Raw genomic sequence first — 22,885 nt, 5'->3', positions numbered from 1 at the left:
TGTCCGGCGAAGCTCGCCTCGGGAAGATCCTCGGCGGTGGCGCCGCTCCGCACGGCGTGGACGGGACCGGGGAGCGCGGACCCTGTCATGCAAAGCCACCGGGCCGATCCAGGGCGGTCCCTCCGCCTCGCCGCCACCTCTTCAGGGGCGGGGCACGTCCTGCATCCACGATCACGCCTCGGACCGTGTCGCCGCAGTGCCGACGGGGCCAAGGACGGGACCGACCGGCCCCGTCCACAAGGCCCCTTTCCCTTGCCTGCCCCTTGCCTGCCCCCCCATGGGCCGGGCGGCCCCCGCCGAGGCCTGCCCGGCCCATCCCTCCCGTGCCGGGTGGTGCGACGGTGAAGATGCTGTCTTCCAGGGGAGAGGAGGCCGACGATGCCCGAGGCAGAGGCTCAGCCGCCCGTATCCGCTCCGAGGCCCGCGCTGTTGCGCTTCCTCGGCGGCGTCCGGACCGTCACCGGCAGCAAGTTCCTCGTCGAGAGCGACCACGCCCGGATCCTCGTCGACTGCGGCCTGTTCCAGGGCCTCGCGGACCTGCGCCGGCGCAACTGGGCGAAACTGCCGTGCGACGCCTCGTCCATCCACGCCGTGGTCGTCACCCACGCCCATCTGGACCACTGCGGCTATCTGCCCCGGCTGGTCCGGCACGGATTCCGAGGGCCGATCCTGGCCAGCCCCCACACCATCCGGCTCGCCGGAATCGTCCTGCGGGACAGCGCACGTCTCCAGATGGAGGCCGCCCAGCACGCCAACGAGCACGGCTGGTCCAAGCACCGGCCCGCCAAACCGCTCTACGACGATGCCGACGTCGACACCACCCTCACGTACTTCGACCCGGTCCCGGTCGGCGACGAGACCGAGATCATGGACGGCACCCGGCTGACCCTGCACCACGGCGGGCACATACTCGGCTCGGCCTGGGCCCGCCTCACCCTCGAGGACGGCCATACACTCGCCGCGAGCGGTGACCTCGGCCGCCCCGGCCACCCCCTCCTGCTGCCTCCGGAGCCGTTCTCGGGCGCGGACGTGCTGCTCATGGAGTCGACGTACGGCGACCGCACCCACGAGCCCGAAAGAGCCCGGGCGGAGTTCGCGGCCGTACTGGCCCGCACGTTCGCACGGGGCGGCACCGCCGTCGTTCCCGCCTTCGCGATCGACCGTACCGAGGTCGTCCTGCACGAACTCGCCGGACTGCGACGCAGTGGGGTACTGCCGCGCTCCGTTCCGGTCTTCGTGGACAGCCCCATGGCCCTGGCGGCTCTCGACGTCTACCGCGAGGCGCTGCGTGCCGGGTCCTCGGAGATCAGGCCCGAGGTCCTCGCCCTGGGCGAGGAAGCGATCAGTCCGGCTCCGTTCCTCGCCGCAAGGACCGTCCAGGAGTCCATCGCCATCAACAGCGTGACCGGGCCCGCGGTCATCGTCTCCTCGGCCGGCATGGCCACCGGCGGCCGGGTGCTGCACCACCTCCACCGCCTTCTGCCCGATCCGCGCAACACCGTCGTCGTGGTCGGCTTCGCCGCCGCCGGCACCAGAGCCCGCGACCTCGTCGACGGGGCCCGCACGCTCAAGATGTTCGGCGAGTACGTACCCGTACGCGCGGAGGTCGCCGACATCCCGCACTTCTCGGCGCACGCGGACGCCGACCAGATCATGGACTGGCTGCGCGGCGCCCCCGCGCCCCGCGCCACCTACATCGTGCACGGGGAAGAACAGTCGTCCGAAGCCCTGCGCGACCGGATCGACCGTGAACTGGGCTGGACCGCGGTCGTCCCGAGGCCGGGAGAGGCCGTCCTGGTCCGCTGACCGGCACAAACCATCCAGGGGCGTCGCCCGCCCGCCCCTCGTCCATAGAGGAATCCGCCATGGCCCCCAACCGGTACACCGTAAGCGACGTCATGACACGGAACGCCGTCACGGTCGCGCCGGACAAGGAGTTCAGGGAGATCGCCGACACGATGCGGCGGCACGAGGTCACCGCCCTGCCGGTCGTCACCGACGGGGGTGCCGTCATCGGTGTCGTCTCCGAGGCCGACCTGCTCCCGAAGGAGGAGTTCCGCGATCCTCCGCCCGGCATGATCGAGCAGATGCGCCGCCTTGCGGACACCGCCAAGTCCGGTGCGGTCCGGGCTGCGCTGATGTCGAGCCCCGCTGTCACGATCGGGCCCGACGCCTCCCTGCCGCAGGCCGCGCGACTCATGTCCGTCCGGCGCGTCAAGCGCCTCCCCGTGGTGGACACGGACGGCAGGCTCGAAGGCGTTGTCAGCCGGGCCGATCTCCTCAAGGTCTTCCTGCGCCCCGACGAGGATCTCGCCGCCGAAATACGACAAGAGGTCCTCGGCACGCTGTTCCCGGGAGGGGACCGGAACGTTCGGATCGATGTCGCCCAGGGCGTGGCCACGCTCACCGGCCGTGTACCCGACGCGGCGCTGATTCCCGTCGCCGCCCGCCTCGCACGGTCCGTGGAGGGCGTCGTGGGCGTGGACTGCTCGCTCGAGGGCCCGGTTCCGAACCGGTAGGGCCACGGAGCCGTCCCCTCCGAGGAACCGTCCGGACCGGACGAGGGACGAACGGCCCCTACGCACCGGCCGACGAACCGCCCCATGCTGAGAAGACGTCCGGATTCCCTTCCCGCACCACGGGACCCACCCGTGGCGGAGGCGGAGGCGGCCGATCCGCCCCGGGCCGGAGCCGACAGGTCCCGCACGGGGCGACGCCTCTTCGAGGAAGGCGGTAGGAGCCATGCAGTTCCCGATAGTCGCCGCAGTGGACGGGTCGGAGGGCAGCCTCCGCGCCCTGGACTGGGCCGCCTCGGAAGCGGCGCGCTCACGGCTTCCGCTGCGCGTCGTCCACGCGTCGTTGTGGGAGCGCTATGAGACCGCGTGGCCCACGTTCGACACCGGGCGGCCGGCGGAGCGGGTTCTCGCCGAGCACCTCGTCGCGTCCGCGCAGGAACGGGTGGAGCGCCTCCATGCCGAGGTGAGGACGACCGCCGACGTGCGGCCCGAGGATCCGGTCCACGCGCTGGTGCGCGAGAGCCACCAGGCCGCCCTGCTCGTGCTCGGCTCCCGTGGCCGCGGCCGGATCGCCGGAATGCTCCTGGGGTCGGTGAGCCTCGCCGTCGCCGGCCGCTCCCACTGCCCGGTGGTCGTGGTACCCGCCGCCGCGCCGGAGATCCCGCCCGAGCCGGCCCGCGTCGTCGTCGGGATCGGCGATGCCGCGGGACCGTCCGCGGCCGTACGTTTCGCACTCGCCCAGGCGGTCTCGCGCCACGGCGAGCTGATCGCCGTACGCGCCTGGCGCTGCCCCGCGCACGAAGCGGCGAAGCATCCGCTGCTCTCCGGCTCCCCGACCTCCGCACATCGTCAGGAGGCCGCCGACCACCTGGAAGAAGTCCTGGCCGTACTGGAACGGTCCGGGCCCGGAGCCGACATCCACCGGTCCGTGGTCCAGGGCCCCGCCCACCAGGTACTGATCGAGGCGGCCCAGGGCGCGGAACTCCTGGTCGTCGGCGCGCGGCGGGCCGACGGGCACCCCGGCTCGCGCCTCGGCCCGGTCAACCACGCGGTGCTGCACTACGCCTCCTGCCCTGTCGCCGTCGTACCCGACGGACCGGCCCCGCAGTGAGGAGACGGGAGAACCGCGCGACCCTTGGAGAGGAGGAGGGCCATCATGGGCGACGGAACGGAGTTCTCCGCACAGAATCCGATCCGCGTGTTCCTGCTGGACGACCACGAGGTCGTCCGGCGAGGTGTGCAGGATCTGCTCGACGCGGAGCCCGACATCGAGGTCGTCGGCGACGCGGGCACGGCCGACCACGCGCTGGCCCGGGGCCCGGCGCTCCGCCCCGATGTGGCGGTCCTCGATGTGCGGCTGCCGGACGGCGACGGGATCACGGTCTGCCGTGAACTGCGCTCGCGCATGCCGGAGCTGGCCTGCCTGATGCTCACCTCGTTCGACGACGACGAGGCGCTGCTCGACGCCATCATGGCCGGTGCGGCCGGGTACGTGCTGAAGGAGATCAAGGGCACGGACCTCGTCGCCGCCGTCCGTACACTGGCGTCCGGGCGCTCGACCCTCGATCCGTCGACCACGGCACGGCTGATGAGCAGCCTGCGCGAGGAGGGCTCCGGTACCGGTTCCGAGGAGGGCGACGCGCTGGCGGCGCTCTCCCCGAGGGAGAAGGACGTCCTCGCGCTGATCGGCGAAGGGCTCACCAACAGCCAGATCGGCAAGCGTCTCTACCTGTCCGAGAAGACGGTCAAGAACCACATCTCCCGCCTGCTTGCCAAGCTCGGTGTCGAACGCCGCATCCAGGCGGCCGTGATCGCCGCGCACGCCGCGGACGCCCACGCCGCTGGAACGTCCCCGCCCTCCGCCGGGCACCACCCGGCCTGATCCCTTCGTGTCCGGTCCGGCACGGGCATCAGGAGAGGCGCAACGGCACCCGCCAGCTCAGCCTGGTACCGCCCTGCGCGGACTCCTCGACCCTCATGGCGCCGCCGAGCTTCTCCGCACGGCGGGTGAGGTTGTCCAGCCCGCTCCGGGACGGGGCATGCCGGGGCATGCCCACGCCGTTGTCGGACACGACCAGCTCCACTTCGCCCTTCTCCGCCACCAGCGAGATGTCCAGCGCCGTCGCCCGTGCGTGTCGGGCGACGTTGCTCAGCGCCTCGCCGAGCACCACGATCACCTGCTCGGCGATTCCGGCCGGAACATCCGTGTCGATCAGTCCCGCCAGCCGCAGCGACGGCTGGAACCCCAGCGTCCTGGCGGCCTGCTCGACGGTGGTCGCCACCCGCACACGCAGTCCCTGGCCGGCCCGGCCCGAACCGGTGACACGGAGTCCGAAAATGGTGGACCGGATGATCTTGATGGTTTCGTCCAGATCATCCACCGCCCGCAGCAGCCGCTCACTCGCCTCCGGCTGTTCCACCAGGCGCACCACGCTCTGCAACGTCATCCCCGTGGCGAACAGCCGCTGAATGGCCAGATCGTGCAGATCCCTGGCGATGCGGTCGCGTTCCTCCAGCAGGGCGATCTGTTCGGCGGAATCCCGTCGCTCGGTGAGCTCCATCGCCAGCGCGGCCTGTCCGGCGAACGCCAGCAGTGGCGCGGTCTCAGCATCGGTGAAGACAGGACGTTCCCGTGTCCGGGCCAGCAGCAGTACTCCTCGGGCCCGGCCCCCCGCGATCATCGGAACCGCGACAGCGGGGCCCAGTCCCGTCCATCGCCGTGGTCCCTCCGTGATCCTCGGGTCGTGTTCCACATCGGGGCTGGTGATCGGCTCGCCCGCGTCCAGTGCCGCACCGGAGAACGAGCCGTTCCGCGGCAGGACCAGCCCGCGGTGCGACTCGGCATCCAGCCCGGACGCCTCCACCACGCGCAGGCTCTTCTTGTCGGCGGCCAGTGCCAGCACTCCGAGATCCGCGGCAAGGATGCGCGCGGAGTGACCGACGATCATCCGCTGGACACGGGTCTGGCCCGCCCCGCTCAACAGAGCGGCGACGACCTCGTTGCCGGCTTCCTGCCAGTGCTGACGGTCACGTGTCTCCGCGTGGACACGGGCGTTCTCGATGGCCGCTCCCGCCGCGACCGCGAGCGTGGACAGCACGGCCTCGTCCTCGGCGTCGAAGGCTTGGCCGCCCCGCTTCTGCGTCAGGTACAGATTGCCGAAGACCTTGTCGCGGACCCGGATGGGAACCCCCAGAAACGAGTGCATCGGAGGGTGGTTCCGCGGAAAACCGTACGACGAAGGGTGCTCGGAGAGCTCCACCAGCCGCAGCGGCTCGGGATGGCGGATCAGCTCACCGAGAATGCCGTGCCCCTCCGGCAGGGGCCCGATGGCCTCGTACTGCTCCGCCGTGAGGCCCACCGGCAGGAACTGGGCCAGCCGGGTTCCCTCACCGACCACTCCGAGCGCCCCGTACTCCGCGTCGACCACGACCACCGCCGCTTCGACGATCCGGCGCAGCACGCGGGGCAGATCGAGTTCCCGGCCCACCGACATGACCGCGTCCAACAGCTGGGCCATCTCCACCGGCTCCCGCATCACCGCGGCAAGCCGGTCCTGCAGACCGCTGGGGAGCGTGCCCAGCCGACGACGCCTCTCTCCGCAGTGGTCGCGTGACCTGTCGTTGTCGCCCACGATGCCTCCGCTGCGGCCCCGTGCGACGCGATGGGGCCACACCTTCACGGTAGTGGCCCTGGGCCGGGAGGCATCCGGTGGCGGAGTGCCGGCCGGACGCCGACGGCAGGGGCGTACCCCCGCACGTGGCGGAGACCGCCGAAGGGGAGCCGTGCGGCGGGCCGTGTACAGGGGCCGTTGGGCCTCCGGTCGGACCCGGGCGGCCCGTGGTGGCGTGCCCCGTGAGCGGTCACCCTGGATGGAGTGACCACGAAGGGAGCCGCTGAGATGACTTCGGCCACCACCATCGGCACCGCGCTGCCCGCCGAGCACCGCGAGCGGCTGTTGGACCTCGCCCGGGAAACCTCCTTCGACGCCGGTACGCGTCTGTTCGAGGAGGGGCGGCACGCCGACCGGTTCTGGATCATCCGCACCGGAACCGTCGCCCTCGACCTGCGTGTGCCGGGGCGCCGGCACGCCGTCATCGAGTCGCTCGGCCACGGCGAACTGATCGGCTGGTCCTGGCACTACCCGCCGTTCACCTGGCATCTGGGCGCCGAGGCGATGAGCCCGGTCCGGGCCTGGGAGTTCGACGCCGAAGCGGTCCGGGCGCTCTGCGCCGAGGACGCGGAGTTCGGTCGGTCGATCGCGGTCTGGGTCGGCCGCGTCGTGGCCCAGCGGCTGCATGCCGCCCGGGTCCGGCTCCTCGACCTCTACGCCCCCTACGGCAGCGGCGGGCCGTGAGCGTCCACGTACCCGAGGCGGCGCGTCCCCGCGCCGGCGGGCGTCCGAGGCCGCTCCGTCGAGCGGTCTCCGGCTGTCCGGCGGCGACGAGGATGGCGTCGGCATCGGCTCGTACGGAGTCGACGCGGTCGAAGTCGTCCTCGTTGGAAAGCAGTAGCCGTTCCTCGCCCGGGCGGGTGTCGAGGTGGCCGTCGATCGACACGGCCCCGGACAGCAGGACATAGGGGCGGGGCATGTCGTCTCCAGGAGGTGTGCGCGTGCGAGGTCAGCCGGGATGCAGAACGATGCGGTCGGGCGAGGCCCGGAACTCGGCCACGTCGTCCTCCTCGACTGCCGGGGCCAATGCCTGGTCGAGCCGGTCAAGCTGGCTGAAGATCCGTGCGGAACCGGTCTCGGCGGCGATACCCACGGCCTGCCGGCCGATTCGCGCGGCCAGTGGGCCTTTTCCAACCTGACGGCGCTGGACGAGGGTTGGACGGATCTGCGGGACGACGAAGCTGCTGGTAAACGGGTCCATGGCCAAGATCCACCGTCCGCCAGGAGCTTCGTGTGCTTGTCCATCCGCCGTCCATCGACCTGCCCAGCAGCCCCCTGCGGTACCTGACTGGACGGCTCGTCGCCCGGCGAGAAGGGCTCGGGACCCGGTGGCGGCGTCCGACCGCCGGCCGTCAGGCTCTCCTCGCCCTGGCCCATCCGCGGTGCCGTGACACCTACGTCCAGCTCGCCGCCGGGTTCGGCATAGCGACCCCCATACCGCTACCTGACCGCCGCCCGCACCCACGGCATCACCGATGCCTTCGCCCGCGAGCTCACCGAGCCCGGAAGTGCAAGCAGGCCGGTGAGCATCCGCCTTCGAGGACCCCTCAGGCATAGGAAGCCCGGGCTCGGCCAGGTGAAGGTGATGGACCGGACAGGCCCGGCCGGGGAACGCTCACGTACAGCCTCACTGTCAGTCAGCGTAAGGGACCGCGTTGGCAGCGTTGGTGTGCCAGTTGGTGGCTATCAGCGGGTCGACGGATGCCGGGTCGGGGAGCTTGAGGGTGACGGGGCTGGCCTCGTCGCCGTCGATGGCGAGGATGAGCCGGCCGGATTCCTTGCCGTACTCGGAGTCGGGCTCCTGGGGTTGATGCCTGCGTAGGCGACGGTGAAGGCGATGTCCGTCGGTGTCCAATTGGGTTAATCCGTTGCGGAATGCGTGGTGGATTGGTCCAGGATCTTTTTTCACCTGATCAAGTCGGGGACCAATCCGCCCCGCAGGCCAGAACCGAATTCGCCGCGTGAGGGACGAAGAGAAGGATCAGCGGGTACTGCCAGGTCTGCCGCGTCTGGCGCTGGGTGCGCTGAGCGGGGCGTTGGCCGGCTTCGCGGCGCTGGCGGTGGCCGAACTGGTCGCGACGGCGGTGCGTCCGCAGTCCAGTCCGGTCGTCGTGGTGGGCGGCGCATCCATCGACGCGACGCCCGCCGAGGTCAAGGACTGGGCGATCCGCCGCTTCGGCACCGACGACAAGCTCGTGCTGCAGCTCGGCATCCTTGCCGTGCTGACCGTACTGGCTCTGGTGCTGGGAGTGCTGGCGATGCGGTTCCGTCGGGTCGGAGCCGTCGGGGTCCTTCTCTTCGGGGCCGTCGGGGCAACTGCCGCCGTCGGCCGTCCCGACTCCACCGGCTTCACCGACGCGCTGCCCTCCGTGGTGGGAGCTGTGGCCGGGGCTCTGCTTCTGTACGTCCTGGTCAGCCGCCTGACTGCGGTGACGTTCCCACTGGCGTCGGCAACCGAGTCCATGGCCGAGGAAGTGGGAGCCGGTCCGCCCACCTCCGAGGGGTGGGACCGGAGGGGATTCGTTCTCGCGGCCGCGTCCGCCGCGGCGGCCTCCGCTGTGGTGGGCACGGTCGGCCGGTCGCTGAACGCCTCGCGCGGTCAGGACGCGATCGCCTCACGCAGGAAGGTCGTGCTGCCCCCTCCTGGGTCACCGGCGAGGCCGGCGCACAAGAGGGCTGGGCCACGAGTCCCCGGAATCAGCCCCTTCGTCACCCCGAACGACGACTTCTACCGGGTGGACACCGCACTGGTGGTGCCCAAGGTGGATGCCACCGGCTGGCGGTTGCGTATCCACGGCACGGGCGTGCGCCGCCCGGTCACGTACTCCTTCGACGACTTGCTGCGCAGGGAGCTGATCGAGCGGGACATCACCCTGACCTGCGTGTCGAACGAGGTCGGCGGGCCCTATGTCGGTAACGCACGCTGGACCGGCGTGCGGCTGGCAGACCTGCTGGCCGAATGCGGGGTCAAGGCTCCGTCCCGGGGCGGCCCGGCGGACCAGTTGGTGGCGCGGTCGGTGGACGGCATGACGATCGGCAGCCCCGTCGAGGACCTGTTGGACGGCCGGGACGCCATGCTCGCCCTCGGCATGAACGGTGAACCGCTGCCCTTCGCACACGGTTTCCCGGTGCGGATGGTCGTCCCCGGCCTCTACGGATACGTCTCCGCCTGCAAGTGGATCAAGGACATCGAGCTCACCACCTTCGATTCCTACGATGCGTACTGGGTCAAGCGGGGCTGGGCCCGCAAGGCCCCGATCAAGACCGAGTCCCGCATCGACACACCCAAGCCCTTCGCCCGGCCCAAGGCCGGAACAGTGATGGTCGCCGGCGTCGCCTGGGCCCAGCACCGAGGCATCGACAGGGTCGAGGTCCGTATCGACGACGGGCCCTGGCAGGAAGCCCACCTGGCCGCCGAGGACAGCCGGGACACCTGGCGCCAGTGGTCGATTCCCTGGCAGGCCAGCAAGGGCGGCCACACCCTCACCGTGCGAGCTACCGACCGCACCGGCACAGTGCAGACCGACAGACGCGCCCGCACTGTCCCGGACGGCGCCAGCGGACAGCACTCCGTGGTCGTGACCGTCGACTGATCACCTGCCCCGTCACAAGTGGGCGGTGGCCTTACCGAACCACCTTTCCGCAACACCCCCGAGTGCAGCCGCACCGCGGCCGCACCGTCCAACAGGAGAACATGATGAACACCCGCATCCGTCGTACCGCCGGCCTTCTCGCCGCTGCCGCCGTCCTGCCGCTGGCCCTGAGTGCCTGCTCCAACGGCAGCAGTGACTCGGGGAAGTCCGACTCCTCGGACAAGGTGTCGGCACCGGCAATCAGGAGCAGCGACGGCATGAGCGGCTCCAACGACGCGAGCAGCATGGCCCAGCCGTTCGGCCCCGCCTGTTCGGCCGTGCCGAAGAACGGCGCCGGGTCCTTCGACGGCATGGCAAAGGCCCCGGTCGCCACCGCAGCCTCCAACAATCCGGCCCTGTCCACGCTGGTTTCGGCGGTGAAGAAGGCCGGACTGGTCGACACCCTCAATAACGCGCAGAACATCACCGTGTTCGCGCCGACCAACGACGCCTTCAAGAAGATCCCGAAGGCCACCCTGGACACGGTGCTGAACGACAAGGCTCAGCTGACCAAGATCCTCACCTACCACGTCGTCGGCCAGAAGCTCGCTCCGAAGGACTTGGAGAACGGCTCCTTCGACACGCTGGAGAAGTCGAAGGTGATGACCTCCGGCTCGGGTGAGTCCTACACGGTGAATGACTCCGCCAAGGTGGTCTGCGGCAACGTCCAGACCGCCAACGCCAACGTCTACATCGTCGACACGGTCCTCATGCCCAAGAGCTGACACCGCACCGGACCGAGGACACGCGCCCTGCCCGGTCGCCTTGACGGGAGGCGAGCACGGCAGCACGTGTGCCTCGTGCAGGGCGTCCGAACAGGCCCGATCGGCCGGGCCTGTTCGGACGCCCCTCGTCAAGTGGGATGGGCCGCAGACCTCGAGGCCCGCGAACCAGCTCCCTGACATCGCCGTTCATCCGTCCGGGGACGGAGACAGAACCATGGGACGACCGTCCTGCGCGATGTCGAGCGGGCGGGCGACAGATGCCCGTAGCCGCGCCGCACAGCGGTCATCGGCAGCGGAGTCGCGGGACTGACAGCCGCGCGTACATCCTGGGCAGGGTCCATGACCCTGTACGAGGCCGACGCCCGTCTCGGCGGCCACGCCGACACCCACGACCTGACCTCGCTCGACGGGCGCATCCACCGCGTGGACTCCGGTTTCAGCGTGCGCAACCGCCGCACCTACCCGAACCTGCTCAGGCTCTTTCGTGAACTCGGCTTCTCTACACAGGATTCGGAGATGAGCATGTCCGTTCGGTGTGAGGGATGCGGTCTGATTACGCCGACGCTCGGGGCCTTCGCGGACTGCTCGCCCAGCCGCGCAACGCCCTGCGCGGGCCGCACCTGCGCATGCTGGCCGAGGTGCCGCCCTTCCACCGCGCCGCCCACCGCCTCCTCGCGATGCGCGCCGAGGACACCTTGATGCTCGCTGCTTTCCTGGACTGCGCCGGGTCCTCGACCTACTTCCGCGCACACTTCATGACACCGCTGGTGTCCGCGGTGTGGTCCCGGCATGGAAAGTGATCCAGAACCAGGGTTGGCCACAGGGCCGCATGGACATGATCCGCCGGTAGCCGCTCGCCCACGTCGCCGCTCCCCAGTCCTCAAGCACGTACGTCCACTCTCCGCACGAGCCGTACATGACGGGATTGACGCGTGGAGACGGTGTCCCCGGCCGAATCACCGGGATGGAGAGGTCTCTGTACGGAGTGCGCGCGGCCAGCTCGTCGAAGTCGGCGCCCAGCGCGATGAGGAGGTCGTCCGCCCCCATGCCCTTGGCCGCGGTGAGCGAGATCCCTCCGAGCATGCCGGGCACGGTAGTTGTCGTGGGGGTGTGGTGATGCGCACCTATCCACGCGATGCCGTCAGTCATACCCGGCAGGCTATCGATCCGTGCTGTGATCCCCGCCGTTCACAGCGGCCCCGAGGCGCGGGCAGCACCAGGAGGCGTACGCGGCGCACCTCGGCGTCATCGGCTCCCAGCGGTCGAGGGCACCCGCACCCGAACCCGCACCCGCCGACCATTTCCATCAACCATGAATACAAAAACACTATGCTTCGAGCGTGAGTCGTCACGACGCCGCTCCTGGAGCATCCGCCGCCATCGGGCAGCCCCCTACGGCCTGGCCACCAGGGTCGCGCGACGCCCGCCCCCGGACATGGGCCTGACGTACGCCGCCACCCCGGACCCATTGGACCGGACCGGCCCGCGGCGCTGATCGGCATCGGCTCCGTGGTGATCACAACGCTGACAAGCCTCGCCCCCGCCCGCCGGCGCTCGTGCACGACCAACCCGTATGCCAGACGCACTCATCCCCACACTGGAGGTTCCATGCCCAAGGGCTACTGGGTCAGCGCCTACCGCACCATTTCGGACCCCGAGAAACTGGCTGCTTACAACAAGATGGCCGCTGCTGCCGTCAAGGCCGCGGGCGGTCGGACCTTCGTCCGTGACGGCCGGGTCGTGGCGCATGACGCCGGGATCGCCGAGCGGACCATCCTGATCGAGTTCGACAGCTTCGAGCAGGCCGTCGCGGCGCACGAGAGCGCGGCCTACCAGGAGGCGCTGGCCGTCCTCGCCGACGGCGTCGAGCGCGACTTCCGGATCGTCGAAGGCCTCGACTGACCGAGGGCCAGCCGGACCCTCGCTGGAGGGCCTCCACCCCTGGATCGAGGTGGAGGCCGGTGCGTCGGAGCAGGGCGTTACGTGGACGGCGGCTTGTGGACGACGGGTTGCGCCCCGCCGAGCGCGTACACGGGCTCCCTGTCATGCATGCGGGAGATCACCGAACGGGCCGCGCCCCCTTCAGGCCGCGGTCGGTGCTCCGGCCGGGGGGACGGCGGGGGTGAGACGCAAATGGCCGGTGCGGTGCAGGCCCGTCAGCGCGCCCGCGCATGCCGCGCCGAGCGCGGAGAGCGCGGCCCAGGGCAGCCAGGGCGCCTGGACCCGGGCGGCCAGGTCGAAGAGCGCGCCCACCCCCAGGTTCCCGACGGCGACGGAGATTCCGGCCACCGTGCTGTACGCGCCGTAATAGGTGGCCACCAGGCGCTCCCCGGAGAGCCGTACCAGGGTGTCCATCTCGAACGGGTACAGCAGTGAGGACCCCGTGGCCAGCAACGCCGCGCACACCACCAGACCCATGAGCCCCAGCGCGGCCCCCACCCGGCCCGCGCCCCGGTCCGGGCCGGGCAGCAGCGGGAGGAAGGCCGCGCCCATGACGGCCAGGCCGAGCGCGATGGCCCGCGCCGGGTCCAGCCGCTTCCTTGCCCAGTCGGTCAGCCGGAGCTGGCCGGCGACCGCGACCAGGGCGGATACGGCGAAGACCACCCCCATCGCGGCGCCGTTCCCGTCGCCCAGCACGGTCCGGGCCCGGAGCGGCAGGGCGAGATAGGTCTGGAAGGCCAGCAGATACGAACCGGCCATCGCGGCGGAGAACAGGAGGAACGGCCGATTGCCCAGGACCGTCCGCCAGTCGGTGGCGACACCCCGCCAGCCGCCCGCGCGCTCCGGATCCGGCACCGGACGCCGTGCGGGCAGACGGCGCGCCTGGACGACGGCCAGCACCCCGAACACCGTCGCGGAGGCGGCGCACACCACCCGGAAGTCGAGCGTGAGCAGGGCGAGCCCCGCGAGCGGGCCGAGCAGGATGCCCGCCTGGTAGAAGACGTTGAAGGCGGCGAACGCCTCCACCCGCCGCTCCCCGGCCCCCTCGGCGATGCAGGCGCGGACCGCGGGGTTGAACAGGGCGCCGGCCAGCCCCGTCGCGGCGGAGGCGACGACCAGCGAGGGCAGGCTCCCGGCGAGGGCCAGCAGTGCGAACGCCCCGGTCCGCAGCGCACAGCCCGCCAGGATCATGGGCTTGTAGCCGATCCGGTCGGCCAGGGTCCCGCCGAGCCAGAACATCCCCTGCTGGGAGAGGTTCCGTACGCCCAGGACGAGGCCGACCGCCCAGGCCGCCAGCCCCAGGCCGTGCGCCAGATGGTCGGCGAGATAGGGCATCAGCATGTAGAAGCCGAGATTGATGCCGAACTGATTGACCATCAGCAGCTGGATGCCGGGATCGAAGGAGCGCACCCGCGCGCGCAGCCCCCTCACCGCGCACCCGCCGCGACGACGGGGGTGGCGAGGACGGCACCGGCGTCGGCGGTGCCGGCCGCCGGGCCGGTGACCGTACGGCAGCGCGTCCAGGACGTCACCGTACGTTCACCCGGATCGGTGATCTCGTCCGGTTCCTCCGGCGGCGGCGCGGAGAGGTGCGCGAGGCCCTGGCCCTGGCACCAGGCGTCGTTGTAGACGGTGTCGAGATAGCGGTGCGGGCCGTCGGGGAAGACCGCCGCGATCCGCGTACCGGCCGGACGGGTGCGGGCGGCCCAGCCGGCGACCAGGGCGACCGCGCCGACACTCCAGCCGCCCGAGGCGTAGTGGTGGCGGGCCAGCGAACGGCAGGAGCGCACCGCCTCGGCCGGGGCCACCCAGTGCACCTCGGAGAAGGCGGAGTGGGCGACATTGCCCGGGTGGATGCTGGAGCCCAGCCCCCGCATCAGACGCGGCCCGGCCGGCTGCCCGAAGATCGTCGAGCGCACGGAGTCCACGCCGATCAGTTCCAGGCCGGGGAACGTGCACCGCAGCGCGGCCGAGATCCCCGCGGAGTGCCCGCCGGTCCCGACGGAGGCGACCAGTACGTCGATCCGGCCCAGCTGAGCGACGAGTTCGGCGGCCAGCGGGGCGTACGCCGCCACGTTGTCCGGGTTGTTGTACTGGTCGGGGCACCACGCCCCGGGCATGGCGGCCAGCAGTTCCGCCACCCGCTCGCGCCGGGCCTGCTGCCAGCCGCCGGACGGATGCGGGGTGTCGACGGTCTCGATCCGGGCGCCATGGGCGGTGAGGGCCCGCCGGATCCCCGGTTCCAGACCGGGATCGGTGACGACGGTGACCGGATGGCCCAGGACGATCCCGGCCAGCGCCAGCCCCAGCCCCAGGGTGCCGCTGGAGGACTCCACGACCGGGGCGCCGGGCGCCAGTTCGCCGCGCTCGCGGGCCCGGGCCACCATGTGCAGGCCGGGCCGGTCCTTGATGCCGCCGGGGTTGGCGCCTTCGAGCTTGGCCCAGAAGCCGCGGCCGGCATCGGCGAAGGGCTCGCCGATCCACAGCACCGGGGTGCGGCCCACCAGCTCGGAGGGCCCCCGGGCGGAGATCGGGGCAGGTGCGTACGAGGACATGTTCATGCGGGTGTCACGGCTCCTCGCCCCGGGCCGGAAGCGGCCGTCGGGGCATCGCGCGGGATGGGGGACCGGGGCACCGCGGTCCGTGACCGGTCCGGCAGGTGCCGGGGACGGCCGGGCAGCGGCGCCGGGGCGTGCCCGGCGGATCCGGACCGGGACGACCCGGTCCGCCGGACACACCCCGGCCCTGTCAGGTCCGTGCCACGCAGAGTGCCGTGAGAACGCACCGCCCACCGGTCGGCCGACGCACCGGCACCCGGTCCGCACCGCACCCCACGAGGGCGGCGGCGGCCGGACAGGGCCTGACCTGCGCCGTCAGCGCCCCGCCCGGCACCGGCGCGGACGGGGTGTCGGTACGGAGCCAGTCCGCCGCGTGATCCGACTCCGGGCAGCACGACCCGGAATCCGAGGACGACGCCGCCACCGGACCGGGCCCGGGCGGGCCGGGGGAAGCCGGAGCGGTGACGCCCGCCTCCATCGGAACGTGGTGCGCGCCGAGCTCCGAGGCATGGCTGTGCACACAGCCGAGCAGATGGAAGGCGACCCAGACCAGCGCGAGGAGCACACCGCTGCCGCGCACCCGGCGATGCACCGGAGGGAGGGGCGCGGCAGCGATCACTCACTCAACGTACTCAATCGAATGCGTGAAGTCACATTCAGTGTTTCCGTGCGCGGTCACCCCCGAGGCCGCCGTCCGCACGGGCCCGGTGGGTGACCGGTCGTCAAACGGACGTCAAGAGGGGTGCGTACGAGGTCAAGGGGGCGCTAACGGGTGGGTCCGGACGGGCGGGAGCGGGCCTAGGGTGTGTCGTCGGATGCCCGGCCGCCCCGCGGGCGGTCCGGGGCGAACCACCCGTTCCCACAAGGAGTGCCATGAACGACCACCCGTGCGCAGAGGACCCCGACCCCCTTCGGGCCGGCCGGACCGGAACGCTGTTCGTGCCGGTCCGGCCGGGACCGGCGGGCTGCTGCGCCCGCCTCTTCCGTACGCCGCTCGGGGAGCGGACCGCCGTCGCCTTCACCGGTGAACGGCAACTCGTCCGGGCCCTCGGCGTCCGGCAGCACTGGATCCGGCTGTCCGAACCGGCGGTCCGCGCCCTGGTCGCGCCGCTCGGCGTCACCGGACTCGTCGTCGATCCGCTGCTCGCCGTACCGGGCCCCGCCGCCGTGCCCCGGCGGCCCGTGTGCCGGACGGTGCGGGAACCGCGTACGGCCAGGACGCCGTCGCTGTCCGCCGCATCCGCCTCCTGACCGGCCGAGGGAGACCACCATGACCACCGCAGCTCCCGGGGGCCCGGACACGGCCGCGCCACCCGCCGTCCCCGCCGGCCTGTCCGTCTGGCCCGCCTCGGCGCGGCACCTTCCAGGCGGGGACGTCGCGGTGGGCGGCGTCCCGCTCACCGAGGCGGCCGAACGGTTCGGCACCCCGCTCTACCTCCTCGACGAGCACGAGGTGCGCGAGCGCTGCCGCACCTACCTGCGCTCCTTCCCGGACACCGACGTCCTCTACGCGGCCAAGGCCTTCCTCTGCCGCGCCCTGCTGCACTGGGTGCGCGAGGAGGGGCTCGGCCTCGACGTCTGCTCCGCGGGCGAGCTGGAGTACGCCGTCACCGCGGGCTTCCCGCCCGGACGGATCGTGCTGCACGGCAACGCCAAGAGCCCGCAGGACCTGGAGACCGCGCTGCGCCTGGGCGTCGGCCGGATCGTCATCGACAGCACCTGGGAGATCGCCCGGATCGCCGCGCTCGTACCGGCGGGCACCCGCCAGAAGGTGCTGGTCCGGGTGGTCCCCGGCGTCAGCGCGGGCGGTCACGCGGCGATCCGTACCGGCACGGACGACCAGAAGTTCGGGCTGTCGGTCAGCGACGGCGGAGCGGAGCGCGCCGTCGCCCGGATCCTCGACCAGCCCGGACTCGAACTCGTCGGGCTGCACTGCCACATCGGCTCGCAGATCACCACGCCCGAGCCCTACACCGCTGCCCTGCGCACGGTCGTCGCCCTGCTCGCCCGGATCCGCGACCGGCACGGCACCGCCCTGCCGGAGCTGGACCTCGGCGGCGGGCACGGGGTCGCCCACCGGCCGGGGGAGACCGCGCTCGACCTCCCCGCCCTCGGCGCCCTCCTCCGCCGGGAACTGGCCGAGAGCTGTGCCGGGGCCGGTCTCCCCGTGCCCCGCCTCGCCGTCGAGCCGGGCCGGGCGCTGGTCGGGCCCGCGGGTGTGGCGCTCTACCGGGTCCTCGCGGTGAAGCGGACCGGGACCCGGGTCTTCGTGGCCGTGGACGGCGGGATGAGCGACAACCCCCGGCCCGCGCTCTACGGGGCGCGGTACGCACCCCGGCTCGTCGGCCGGCGCAGCACGGCGGAGCCCCGCACGGCGACCGTCGTCGGACGCCACTGCGAGGCGGGCGACATACTCGCCGCCGATGTGGACCTGCCCGGTGACGTCCGCCCCGGGGACCTGATCGCCGTACCGGTCGCGGGCGCCTACCACCTCTCCATGGCGTCCGGATACAACCTGGTGGGCCGCCCGCCGGTGGCCGCCGTGGCGGACGGCCGCGCCCGGCTGCTGGTCCGCCGGGAGTCCCTCGCCGACCTCGTCGGCCGCGACGTCGGGCCGTGAGCCGCCCGCCCCGCTCCGTCAGCCGTGCTCCTCTGTGCCGGTCGTCGCCATCGCCGCCCCCGCCTGGTCGGCCAGGGTCACCGCCACCAGACGGGCCTGGAGCGGGGCGGGCTCGGTGCCGGGTTCCGGCGTCAGCATGAACCTGCCGTAGTAGTGCCCGTTGCCGGTCGCCCGCAGTTCGATCTCCTCGCGCGGCCAGCCCCTGCGTTCCAGGTCCCAGGTCCGCCGGCCCACGACCACGTCGCCGCCCTGCTCCAGCCGCGGCGGATGGCCCAGCAGCGTGCCGTACTCGAACCGGCAGCTCCGCAGTCCGAGCAGCCGGGTCAGCTCGCCGCGTACATGGTCGACCACCGCGTCGGGGGAGGTCGACGACCGGGCCAGCCGGGCGGTGTCGTGGAGGGCGGCCAGATGGTCCGCGTCGGTGATGGCCACCACGCGCAGCCGCCGCACCCGGGCCGCGAGCTGGGAGACGACCAGCCCCACCACCAGCAGCAGTACGGCCGTCTGGAGGTTGTCGCGGCCGGTGATGGTGAACCGCTGGTACGGCGGCGCGAGGAAGAAGTCGAACCAGACGGCGGCCGACAGCGCGGCGAGCGCACCGGCCGGCCGGCTGCCGAGCGCGGCGACCGCCACGACCACCACGACGAGCACCAGCGCCGCGTTCGCGCTGGTCAGGCCGGTACGGAACGGCACCAGCAGCGCTGCGACGGCCGGGGGACAGACCAGGGCGGCGGCCACGGCCACACCGTCCCGCAAGGAGAAACCAGACATTCCTGCCTCCTGGGGTCCGTCTTCCACGATGCTCCCGCGGTGGCCGAAGCGGTAGCCGGACCACTGCCGCCGGACCACTGCAGGAGGAGCGCCCGCGGGGGCGCCCGGACGGTACGGTCCGTCCCGGCGCCCCCGCGGGGCCGGTGGATCAGCGACGCGGCGTGAGGCGGTGGACGCCCCCGTCGATGGTGCCGACGAAGAGCGTGGAGCCGTCCGGGGACGCGGCCAGCTTCGTGGTGTCGGTGTTCTGCAGACCGGACGAGATGTTCTGCCAGCTGCGGCCGCCGTCGGTGCTGCGCAGCACGCCGCGCCCGCCCTGCGGGAGGCCGCTGGCCCGGGAGGAGGTGGTGGCCGCGTACCAGGTGCCCTTCACCCGGAGCAGGTCGGAGACGTGGACCGCGAGCGGGCCCGTGTCCGAGGTGCGGAAGCTGCGGCCGCCGTCCGTGCTGACCCGGACGTCCTCGCCGCCGACGACCAGGCGCCGTCCGTCCAGTCCGATCGCCGTCACCGGGCCGTCGGCCACCTTGGTGACGGTCACCCCGCCGTCGTCCGACCGGAACAGGCCGTCGCGGCTGCCGAGCCACAGGCGCCGGGGATCGGCGGGGTCGCCCACGAGGGTGGTGAAGGAACGGCCGTGGTAGAGGTTCTTCCAGGTCGCCCCGGCGTCACCGGTGGCGAACAGCCCCTTGCCGAGCAGGCTCTGGAAGCCGACCAGCACCCGGTCCGGGTCGGCGGGGTGGACCAGCAGGGACGTCGGAACCTCGGAGGAGGTGCCGCGCCGGTGCCAGGTGGCTCCGGCGTCGCCGCTGCGTTCGACATCGAACGTTCCAGACGCGGTGCGCCGGACCCGCCAGACCACCTTCGGGTCCTTCGCCGACACGGAGAGCTGCGGGACGGCGACCCCTCTCCTGCCCTCGCCGCCCGACCGGCCCCATTCCGGGCCCTGGACGGGAAGAGCGGTGCGGTAGACCGAGCTGTCGGTGGCGGCGAGCAGATGGCCGCCGCTGACCGCGAGGTCGTTGACGGTCAGCCCCTGGACGCCGATCCGCCGGAGCCCGGTGCCGTCGGCGGAGCCCTGGTAGAGGCCGTCCTGCTCGCTGGCGACGGTCACGGAGCCGTCGGCCCACCGGTCGTAGTCCAGCGGCAGTGCCGCCCGGGTCGGCTGGGGCACCTCGCTCCAGGTCCTCCCGCCGTCGCGGCTGAGCCGGCCGGTGCCGAGCGTCGTGGCCAGGTACAGGTCACCGCCCGAGGCCAGCAGATCGACGCCGCCCTCGACCAGCGGCAGCAGGGTGGCCCATGTCTTTCCGCCGTCGTGGGAGCCGACCACGCCCCGGCCCGGGACGTACGCCGCCACGACCGAGGCGTCGGCGACCGTCGAGCCGACGGTCGCGCCGTCCGGGTCGAGGATCCGGCGCGCCTCGCCGGGCTCGCCGGAGCCGACGCCGGACCGGGACCAGATGCCGTCGAACGTCGACAGGTAGAGGGTGTCCCCGGTGAGGACGGCGGTCCTGACCTGGCCGGGTACACCGGTCGGGTACGTCGTCCAGTGGTCGCCCGCGTCCGTGCTGACCAGCAGCGCGTCCGAGGTGACCGCGACCAGGGTGCGGGTCCGCTCGTCGGCGGTGAGCGCCGTGAACCGGGTGTCGGGGACGTCGAGCGTGCGCCAGGTGCGTCCGTTGTCGTCGGTGCGCAGGACGGCGCCCTGCCGACTGCCGTCGTGGACGCTGTTCACCGCGTACCACCAGCGGTCGGCGTTCTTCGCGTCGACCACGAGCGGCCCGGTGCCCTCGGGAACGGGGAGCCGGCCCAGACGGCGCCAGGAGGCACCGTTGTCGGTGGTGAGCCAGGGGGCCGCTTGCTGGTACTGAGTGAGGACGGCCTGCTTCGGCCGGTCAGGCGAGAGCGCGACCCAGCCCGCCTCGCTGTTGGGCCCGGCCGGTTCCCAGCGGTCCGTGCGGCTGTCGGCCGGGGTGACCTCGAAGAAGCCGGTTCCGGTGAGCAGTCGGCCGCTGTCGGCGGTGCCGCGGACCGAGACCCGGTAGACGCCGGGGTTGGTTCCGGTGGCCGGGGCCCGGTAGTAGCCGGTCCGGGTGTCGAGGGTGGCGGGCACCTCGACGGACCGGCCCCGGGGCGGGGTGACGGTGACGGTCGGCGGGGCGGCGAGCGGGGTCGGCGGGGCGATGTGCACGGTGGTGCGGCCGTCGCTGGGGTCGGGCGCCGCCTGGACGGCGAGGTGCCGCACCACCAGCAGGTACGGCACCCCGATCGAGGGGCCGCGATCGGGGGTCGCCGTGAGACGGCCGGCGATCTCGGTGTCGGTTTCGGGCCGGGCGGTGCGCAGAGAGAGCGTGGCGGTCGCGGTGCGTCCGGCCGGTACGGTGATCCGCTTCGGCGAGACGGTGGCCGGGCCGTCGGTGCGCAGCGCGGCCGACAGGGCGCGGTCGCCGGTGTTGCGCAGCGTCACCTTCGTGGTGCCGCCGACCCGGTTGGCGGACAGGTCGGCGAGGCCGAACGACACGGACGGGGGAGAGGCGGCGAGCGCGGTGGCGGCGGCCGTCGCCACGTCGAGCCGGCCCGCGCCGTGCGTGGTGGGCCCGGTGCCGGCCAACGGCTTCGCGGTGCCCATGAGTTCGGCCTTGATCCCGGCGGGCGTCCGGCCGGGGTGCAGCTGGCGCAGCAGGGCGGCGGCCCCGGCGACGTGCGGGGCCGCCATCGACGTACCGGACATGCGGTACTGGCCGGGCCCGAACAGGGCGGCGGGGATGGTGGAGCGGATCTCCACGCCCGGTGCGACCAGGTCGGGCTTGAGGCCGAAGGACGGGGTGGGGCCGCGCGAGGAGAACGAGGCGATCCGGTCGGTGGTGTCGGTGCCGCGCAGGGTGACCGACACCTTCCCGGCGGCGAGCCGGGCGGTCAGCTCGGTGTACTGGGTCGGGTCGATGCCCATGACCACGAGGTGGTCCATGCGCAGCGAGTCGCCGGAGGCGTCGATCCGCGCGGACGACGAGGGCACGTGGACCGTGCCCGGTCCGGGGTCCGCCGCCGGTGGCCGGACCGATCCCGGCTCCCCGGCGAGGAGGACCGGGCCGTCGGAGGTGGGCAGTCCGCCGAGCACGGCGAGCGCGCCGCGCTTCTCCGCCTCCTGGGCCCACTCCAGGGCGTCGGCCCTCACGTCCCGGGTTTCGGAGGCGATGAGCATCTCGGCGCGGACGATCTTCCCGCGTACGTCACCGGCCCGTTCCCAGTCCTCGGCGGTGCCCCTGCCGACGTCGACGAGGGGTGCCGTGACCGGCCGCTCGGGCGGGTTCGCGGAGAGGATGCCGCGGTAGGTCTGGATCAACTCGGGCTTCCTGCCCGCCAGATAGGCGCTCGGCAGCCGCAGACCACTGGTCGATGCGCCCACCGAGATCACCCCCTCGGCGATGCCGGGGGTGCTGACCGTGCCGGTGCCCGGTCCCTCGTTGCCCGCCGCGGCCACCACGACCACACCGGCCTCCACGGCGGCGGTCGCCGCGCGGCCCAGCGGGTCGGTGCCGTCGCCGGGGCCGCCCAGGCTCATGTTGATCACGTCGGCGCGGTGCGGATTGGCCGGGTCGGCGGCCGCCTCGATCCCGGCGATGATGTCCGAGGTGTAGCCGGCGCCGTCGGCGTCCATCACCTTGTACGCCAGCAGGTCCGCGCCGGGCGCCATGCCGGTGACGCCTTCCTTCCCGGCGGCCCGGCCCGCGACGATGCCCGCGACATGGGTGCCGTGGCCGTTGTCGTCCATCGGGTCGTCGTCGCCGTTGACGAAGTCGTACCCGCCGACGACCTTGTGCCCCTTGCCGATGCCGCCGCCCAGGTCGGGGTGGGTGTAGTCCACGCCGCTGTCCAGGACCGCCACGGTGGTCCCGGTGCCGGTGACCCGCCCCCCGGCGCGGTCCTCGCGCCGCCAGACCTCGGGAGCGCCGGTGAGCGGCACGCTCGCGTCGGTCTTCGTCAGCATCCGGGTGTCGGGGTGTACGGCGACGACCCCCGGCAGGGACGAGAGCCGGTCCACCTCGGAGGCGGGCACCGTCATCGCCACGGCGTCGACGAGCAGGCCGAGTCGACGGGTGGCCGAGGGGTGCAGCCCGGCGCCCCGGGCCGAGCCGAGGAACGTCTCCTGCCGTGCGGCGAGGGTGCGGCGCGCGGTGCCGACGTCGCGGGCGGCCCCGGCGGCGAGCAGCGAACCGCCGGGCGCGGCGGTCACGGCGGGGCTGCCGGAGAGCTCGACGAGCACCCGGCGCGGCGGGTCGGGGGTGGTGGACGCGTCTGCCGCGCCCGGCGTCGCCGCCAGGGCACCGGCGAGCACGACGACGGCGAGTGCCGCGTGACGTGGTCTTCGTGACTTGATTGCCATGCGTAAAGGTCCTACTGGTCGCGGCACTTGTCGCACAACGAATCCGTGTGGCCCATTGCTGCATGTGGCA

General features: G+C 72.6%; 19 protein-coding genes and 3 pseudogenes. 12 read left to right on the top strand and 10 right to left on the bottom strand.

Annotated features, from left to right (window positions below; genetic code table 11):
- Nucleotides 1-378 precede the first annotated feature (378 nt).
- The 4 genes from ACIQGQ_RS27815 to ACIQGQ_RS27800 all read left to right on the top strand — a co-directional run bounded on the left by ACIQGQ_RS27815 (nt 379) and on the right by ACIQGQ_RS27800 (nt 4,398).
- Complete coding sequence (locus tag ACIQGQ_RS27815; RefSeq protein WP_402400446.1) at nt 379-1,806, top strand: MBL fold metallo-hydrolase RNA specificity domain-containing protein; 1,428 nt, start codon at nt 379-381, stop codon at nt 1,804-1,806.
- A gap of 92 nt (nt 1,807-1,898) precedes the next feature.
- Nucleotides 1,899-2,519, top strand: coding sequence for a CBS domain-containing protein (locus ACIQGQ_RS27810; RefSeq protein WP_402400443.1), 621 nt, complete (start codon nt 1,899-1,901; stop codon nt 2,517-2,519).
- Between the two features lie 223 nt (nt 2,520-2,742).
- On the top strand, nt 2,743-3,627 hold the full coding sequence (locus ACIQGQ_RS27805) for a universal stress protein (protein ID WP_402400440.1): 885 nt from the start codon (nt 2,743-2,745) through the stop codon (nt 3,625-3,627).
- 45 nt (nt 3,628-3,672) lie between these two features.
- The gene (locus ACIQGQ_RS27800; protein WP_402400437.1) at nt 3,673-4,398 is read left to right on the top strand and encodes a response regulator; all 726 of its coding nucleotides are present in this window, start codon (nt 3,673-3,675) and stop codon (nt 4,396-4,398) included.
- 28 nt (nt 4,399-4,426) lie between these two features.
- Here ACIQGQ_RS27800 and ACIQGQ_RS27795 read toward each other — a convergent pair whose 3' ends face one another.
- Nucleotides 4,427-6,148 (bottom strand): GAF domain-containing protein, encoded by a 1,722-nt coding sequence (locus ACIQGQ_RS27795; RefSeq protein ID WP_402400434.1) that lies wholly within the window; start codon nt 6,146-6,148, stop codon nt 4,427-4,429.
- A 267-nt stretch (nt 6,149-6,415) separates the two neighbouring features.
- Between ACIQGQ_RS27795 and ACIQGQ_RS27790 the strand changes: the two genes are divergently transcribed.
- A complete protein-coding gene (locus ACIQGQ_RS27790; RefSeq protein ID WP_402400431.1) occupies nt 6,416-6,871 on the top strand; it encodes a Crp/Fnr family transcriptional regulator in 456 nt (151 codons plus the stop codon).
- Nucleotides 6,872-6,941: 70 nt separating this feature from the next.
- On the opposite strand, the pseudogene ACIQGQ_RS27785 reads toward ACIQGQ_RS27790, so the two are convergent.
- Together ACIQGQ_RS27785 and ACIQGQ_RS27780 are read right to left on the bottom strand one after the other, a co-directional pair.
- Nucleotides 6,942-7,106, bottom strand: a pseudogene (locus ACIQGQ_RS27785) (dihydrofolate reductase family protein); the annotation flags it as partial.
- 30 nt (nt 7,107-7,136) lie between these two features.
- Complete coding sequence (locus ACIQGQ_RS27780) at nt 7,137-7,388, bottom strand: hypothetical protein (protein ID WP_402400428.1); 252 nt, start codon at nt 7,386-7,388, stop codon at nt 7,137-7,139.
- Between the two features lie 32 nt (nt 7,389-7,420).
- On the opposite strand from ACIQGQ_RS27780, the pseudogene ACIQGQ_RS27775 reads away from it, so the two are divergent.
- Nucleotides 7,421-7,612: pseudogene (locus ACIQGQ_RS27775) on the top strand (IS5/IS1182 family transposase); the annotation flags it as partial.
- Nucleotides 7,613-7,820: 208 nt separating this feature from the next.
- On the opposite strand, the gene ACIQGQ_RS27770 reads toward ACIQGQ_RS27775, so the two are convergent.
- Nucleotides 7,821-8,042: a hypothetical protein gene (locus ACIQGQ_RS27770; protein WP_402400425.1), complete on the bottom strand. Its 222-nt coding sequence runs from the start codon at nt 8,040-8,042 to the stop codon at nt 7,821-7,823.
- 106 nt (nt 8,043-8,148) lie between these two features.
- Here ACIQGQ_RS27770 and ACIQGQ_RS27765 point away from each other — a divergent pair, with 106 nt between their 5' ends.
- The 3 genes and pseudogenes from ACIQGQ_RS27765 to ACIQGQ_RS27755 form a co-directional block, all read left to right on the top strand.
- Complete coding sequence (locus ACIQGQ_RS27765) at nt 8,149-9,780, top strand: sulfite oxidase (protein WP_402400422.1); 1,632 nt, start codon at nt 8,149-8,151, stop codon at nt 9,778-9,780.
- A 104-nt stretch (nt 9,781-9,884) separates the two neighbouring features.
- Nucleotides 9,885-10,544: a fasciclin domain-containing protein gene (locus ACIQGQ_RS27760; protein ID WP_402400420.1), complete on the top strand. Its 660-nt coding sequence runs from the start codon at nt 9,885-9,887 to the stop codon at nt 10,542-10,544.
- A gap of 285 nt (nt 10,545-10,829) precedes the next feature.
- Nucleotides 10,830-11,329, top strand: a pseudogene (locus ACIQGQ_RS27755) (NAD(P)-binding protein); the annotation flags it as partial.
- On the opposite strand, the gene ACIQGQ_RS27750 reads toward ACIQGQ_RS27755, so the two are convergent.
- Nucleotides 11,298-11,693 carry a hypothetical protein gene (locus ACIQGQ_RS27750; protein WP_402400417.1) on the bottom strand — a complete coding sequence of 132 codons (396 nt, stop codon included), beginning with the start codon at nt 11,691-11,693 and terminating at the stop codon, nt 11,298-11,300. The pseudogene ACIQGQ_RS27755 and the gene ACIQGQ_RS27750 sit on opposite strands and share 32 nt — an antisense overlap.
- Nucleotides 11,694-12,152: 459 nt before the next feature.
- On the opposite strand from ACIQGQ_RS27750, the gene ACIQGQ_RS27745 reads away from it, so the two are divergent.
- The gene (locus tag ACIQGQ_RS27745; protein WP_402400415.1) at nt 12,153-12,446 is read left to right on the top strand and encodes a DUF1330 domain-containing protein; all 294 of its coding nucleotides are present in this window, start codon (nt 12,153-12,155) and stop codon (nt 12,444-12,446) included.
- Nucleotides 12,447-12,626: 180 nt separating this feature from the next.
- On the opposite strand, the gene ACIQGQ_RS27740 is transcribed toward ACIQGQ_RS27745, so the two are convergent.
- The 3 genes from ACIQGQ_RS27740 to ACIQGQ_RS27730 all read right to left on the bottom strand — a co-directional run bounded on the left by ACIQGQ_RS27740 (nt 12,627) and on the right by ACIQGQ_RS27730 (nt 15,662).
- Nucleotides 12,627-13,916 (bottom strand): MDR family MFS transporter, encoded by a 1,290-nt coding sequence (locus ACIQGQ_RS27740; RefSeq protein WP_402400412.1) that lies wholly within the window; start codon nt 13,914-13,916, stop codon nt 12,627-12,629.
- A complete protein-coding gene (locus tag ACIQGQ_RS27735) occupies nt 13,913-15,046 on the bottom strand; it encodes a PLP-dependent cysteine synthase family protein (RefSeq protein ID WP_402400409.1) in 1,134 nt (377 codons plus the stop codon). Before ACIQGQ_RS27735 ends, ACIQGQ_RS27740 begins: the two co-directional genes overlap by 4 nt.
- Before the next feature lie 187 nt (nt 15,047-15,233).
- Nucleotides 15,234-15,662, bottom strand: a complete 429-nt coding sequence (locus ACIQGQ_RS27730) for a hypothetical protein (protein ID WP_402400406.1) — start codon at nt 15,660-15,662, stop codon at nt 15,234-15,236.
- A 254-nt stretch (nt 15,663-15,916) separates the two neighbouring features.
- Here ACIQGQ_RS27730 and ACIQGQ_RS27725 point away from each other — a divergent pair, with 254 nt between their 5' ends.
- Both ACIQGQ_RS27725 and lysA read left to right on the top strand, forming a co-directional pair.
- Nucleotides 15,917-16,294 (top strand): SAV_915 family protein, encoded by a 378-nt coding sequence (locus ACIQGQ_RS27725; protein WP_402400403.1) that lies wholly within the window; start codon nt 15,917-15,919, stop codon nt 16,292-16,294.
- 19 nt (nt 16,295-16,313) lie between these two features.
- A complete protein-coding gene (lysA, locus tag ACIQGQ_RS27720; protein ID WP_402400400.1) occupies nt 16,314-17,663 on the top strand; it encodes a diaminopimelate decarboxylase in 1,350 nt (449 codons plus the stop codon).
- A gap of 18 nt (nt 17,664-17,681) precedes the next feature.
- On the opposite strand, the gene ACIQGQ_RS27715 is transcribed toward lysA, so the two are convergent.
- Both ACIQGQ_RS27715 and ACIQGQ_RS27710 read right to left on the bottom strand, forming a co-directional pair.
- The gene (locus tag ACIQGQ_RS27715) at nt 17,682-18,434 is read right to left on the bottom strand and encodes a DUF4118 domain-containing protein (RefSeq protein WP_402400397.1); all 753 of its coding nucleotides are present in this window, start codon (nt 18,432-18,434) and stop codon (nt 17,682-17,684) included.
- 148 nt (nt 18,435-18,582) lie between these two features.
- Nucleotides 18,583-22,815 carry a S8 family serine peptidase gene (locus ACIQGQ_RS27710; protein WP_402400394.1) on the bottom strand — a complete coding sequence of 1,411 codons (4,233 nt, stop codon included), beginning with the start codon at nt 22,813-22,815 and terminating at the stop codon, nt 18,583-18,585.
- Nucleotides 22,816-22,885: the final 70 nt, after the last annotated feature.

The sequence above is a fragment of the Streptomyces sp. NPDC092952 genome, assembly GCF_044754785.1.
Taxonomy (GTDB): domain Bacteria; phylum Actinomycetota; class Actinomycetes; order Streptomycetales; family Streptomycetaceae; genus Streptomyces.
The sequence above is the reverse complement of the archived record's forward strand: the minus strand, read 5'-3'. Positions and strand labels throughout refer to the sequence as shown.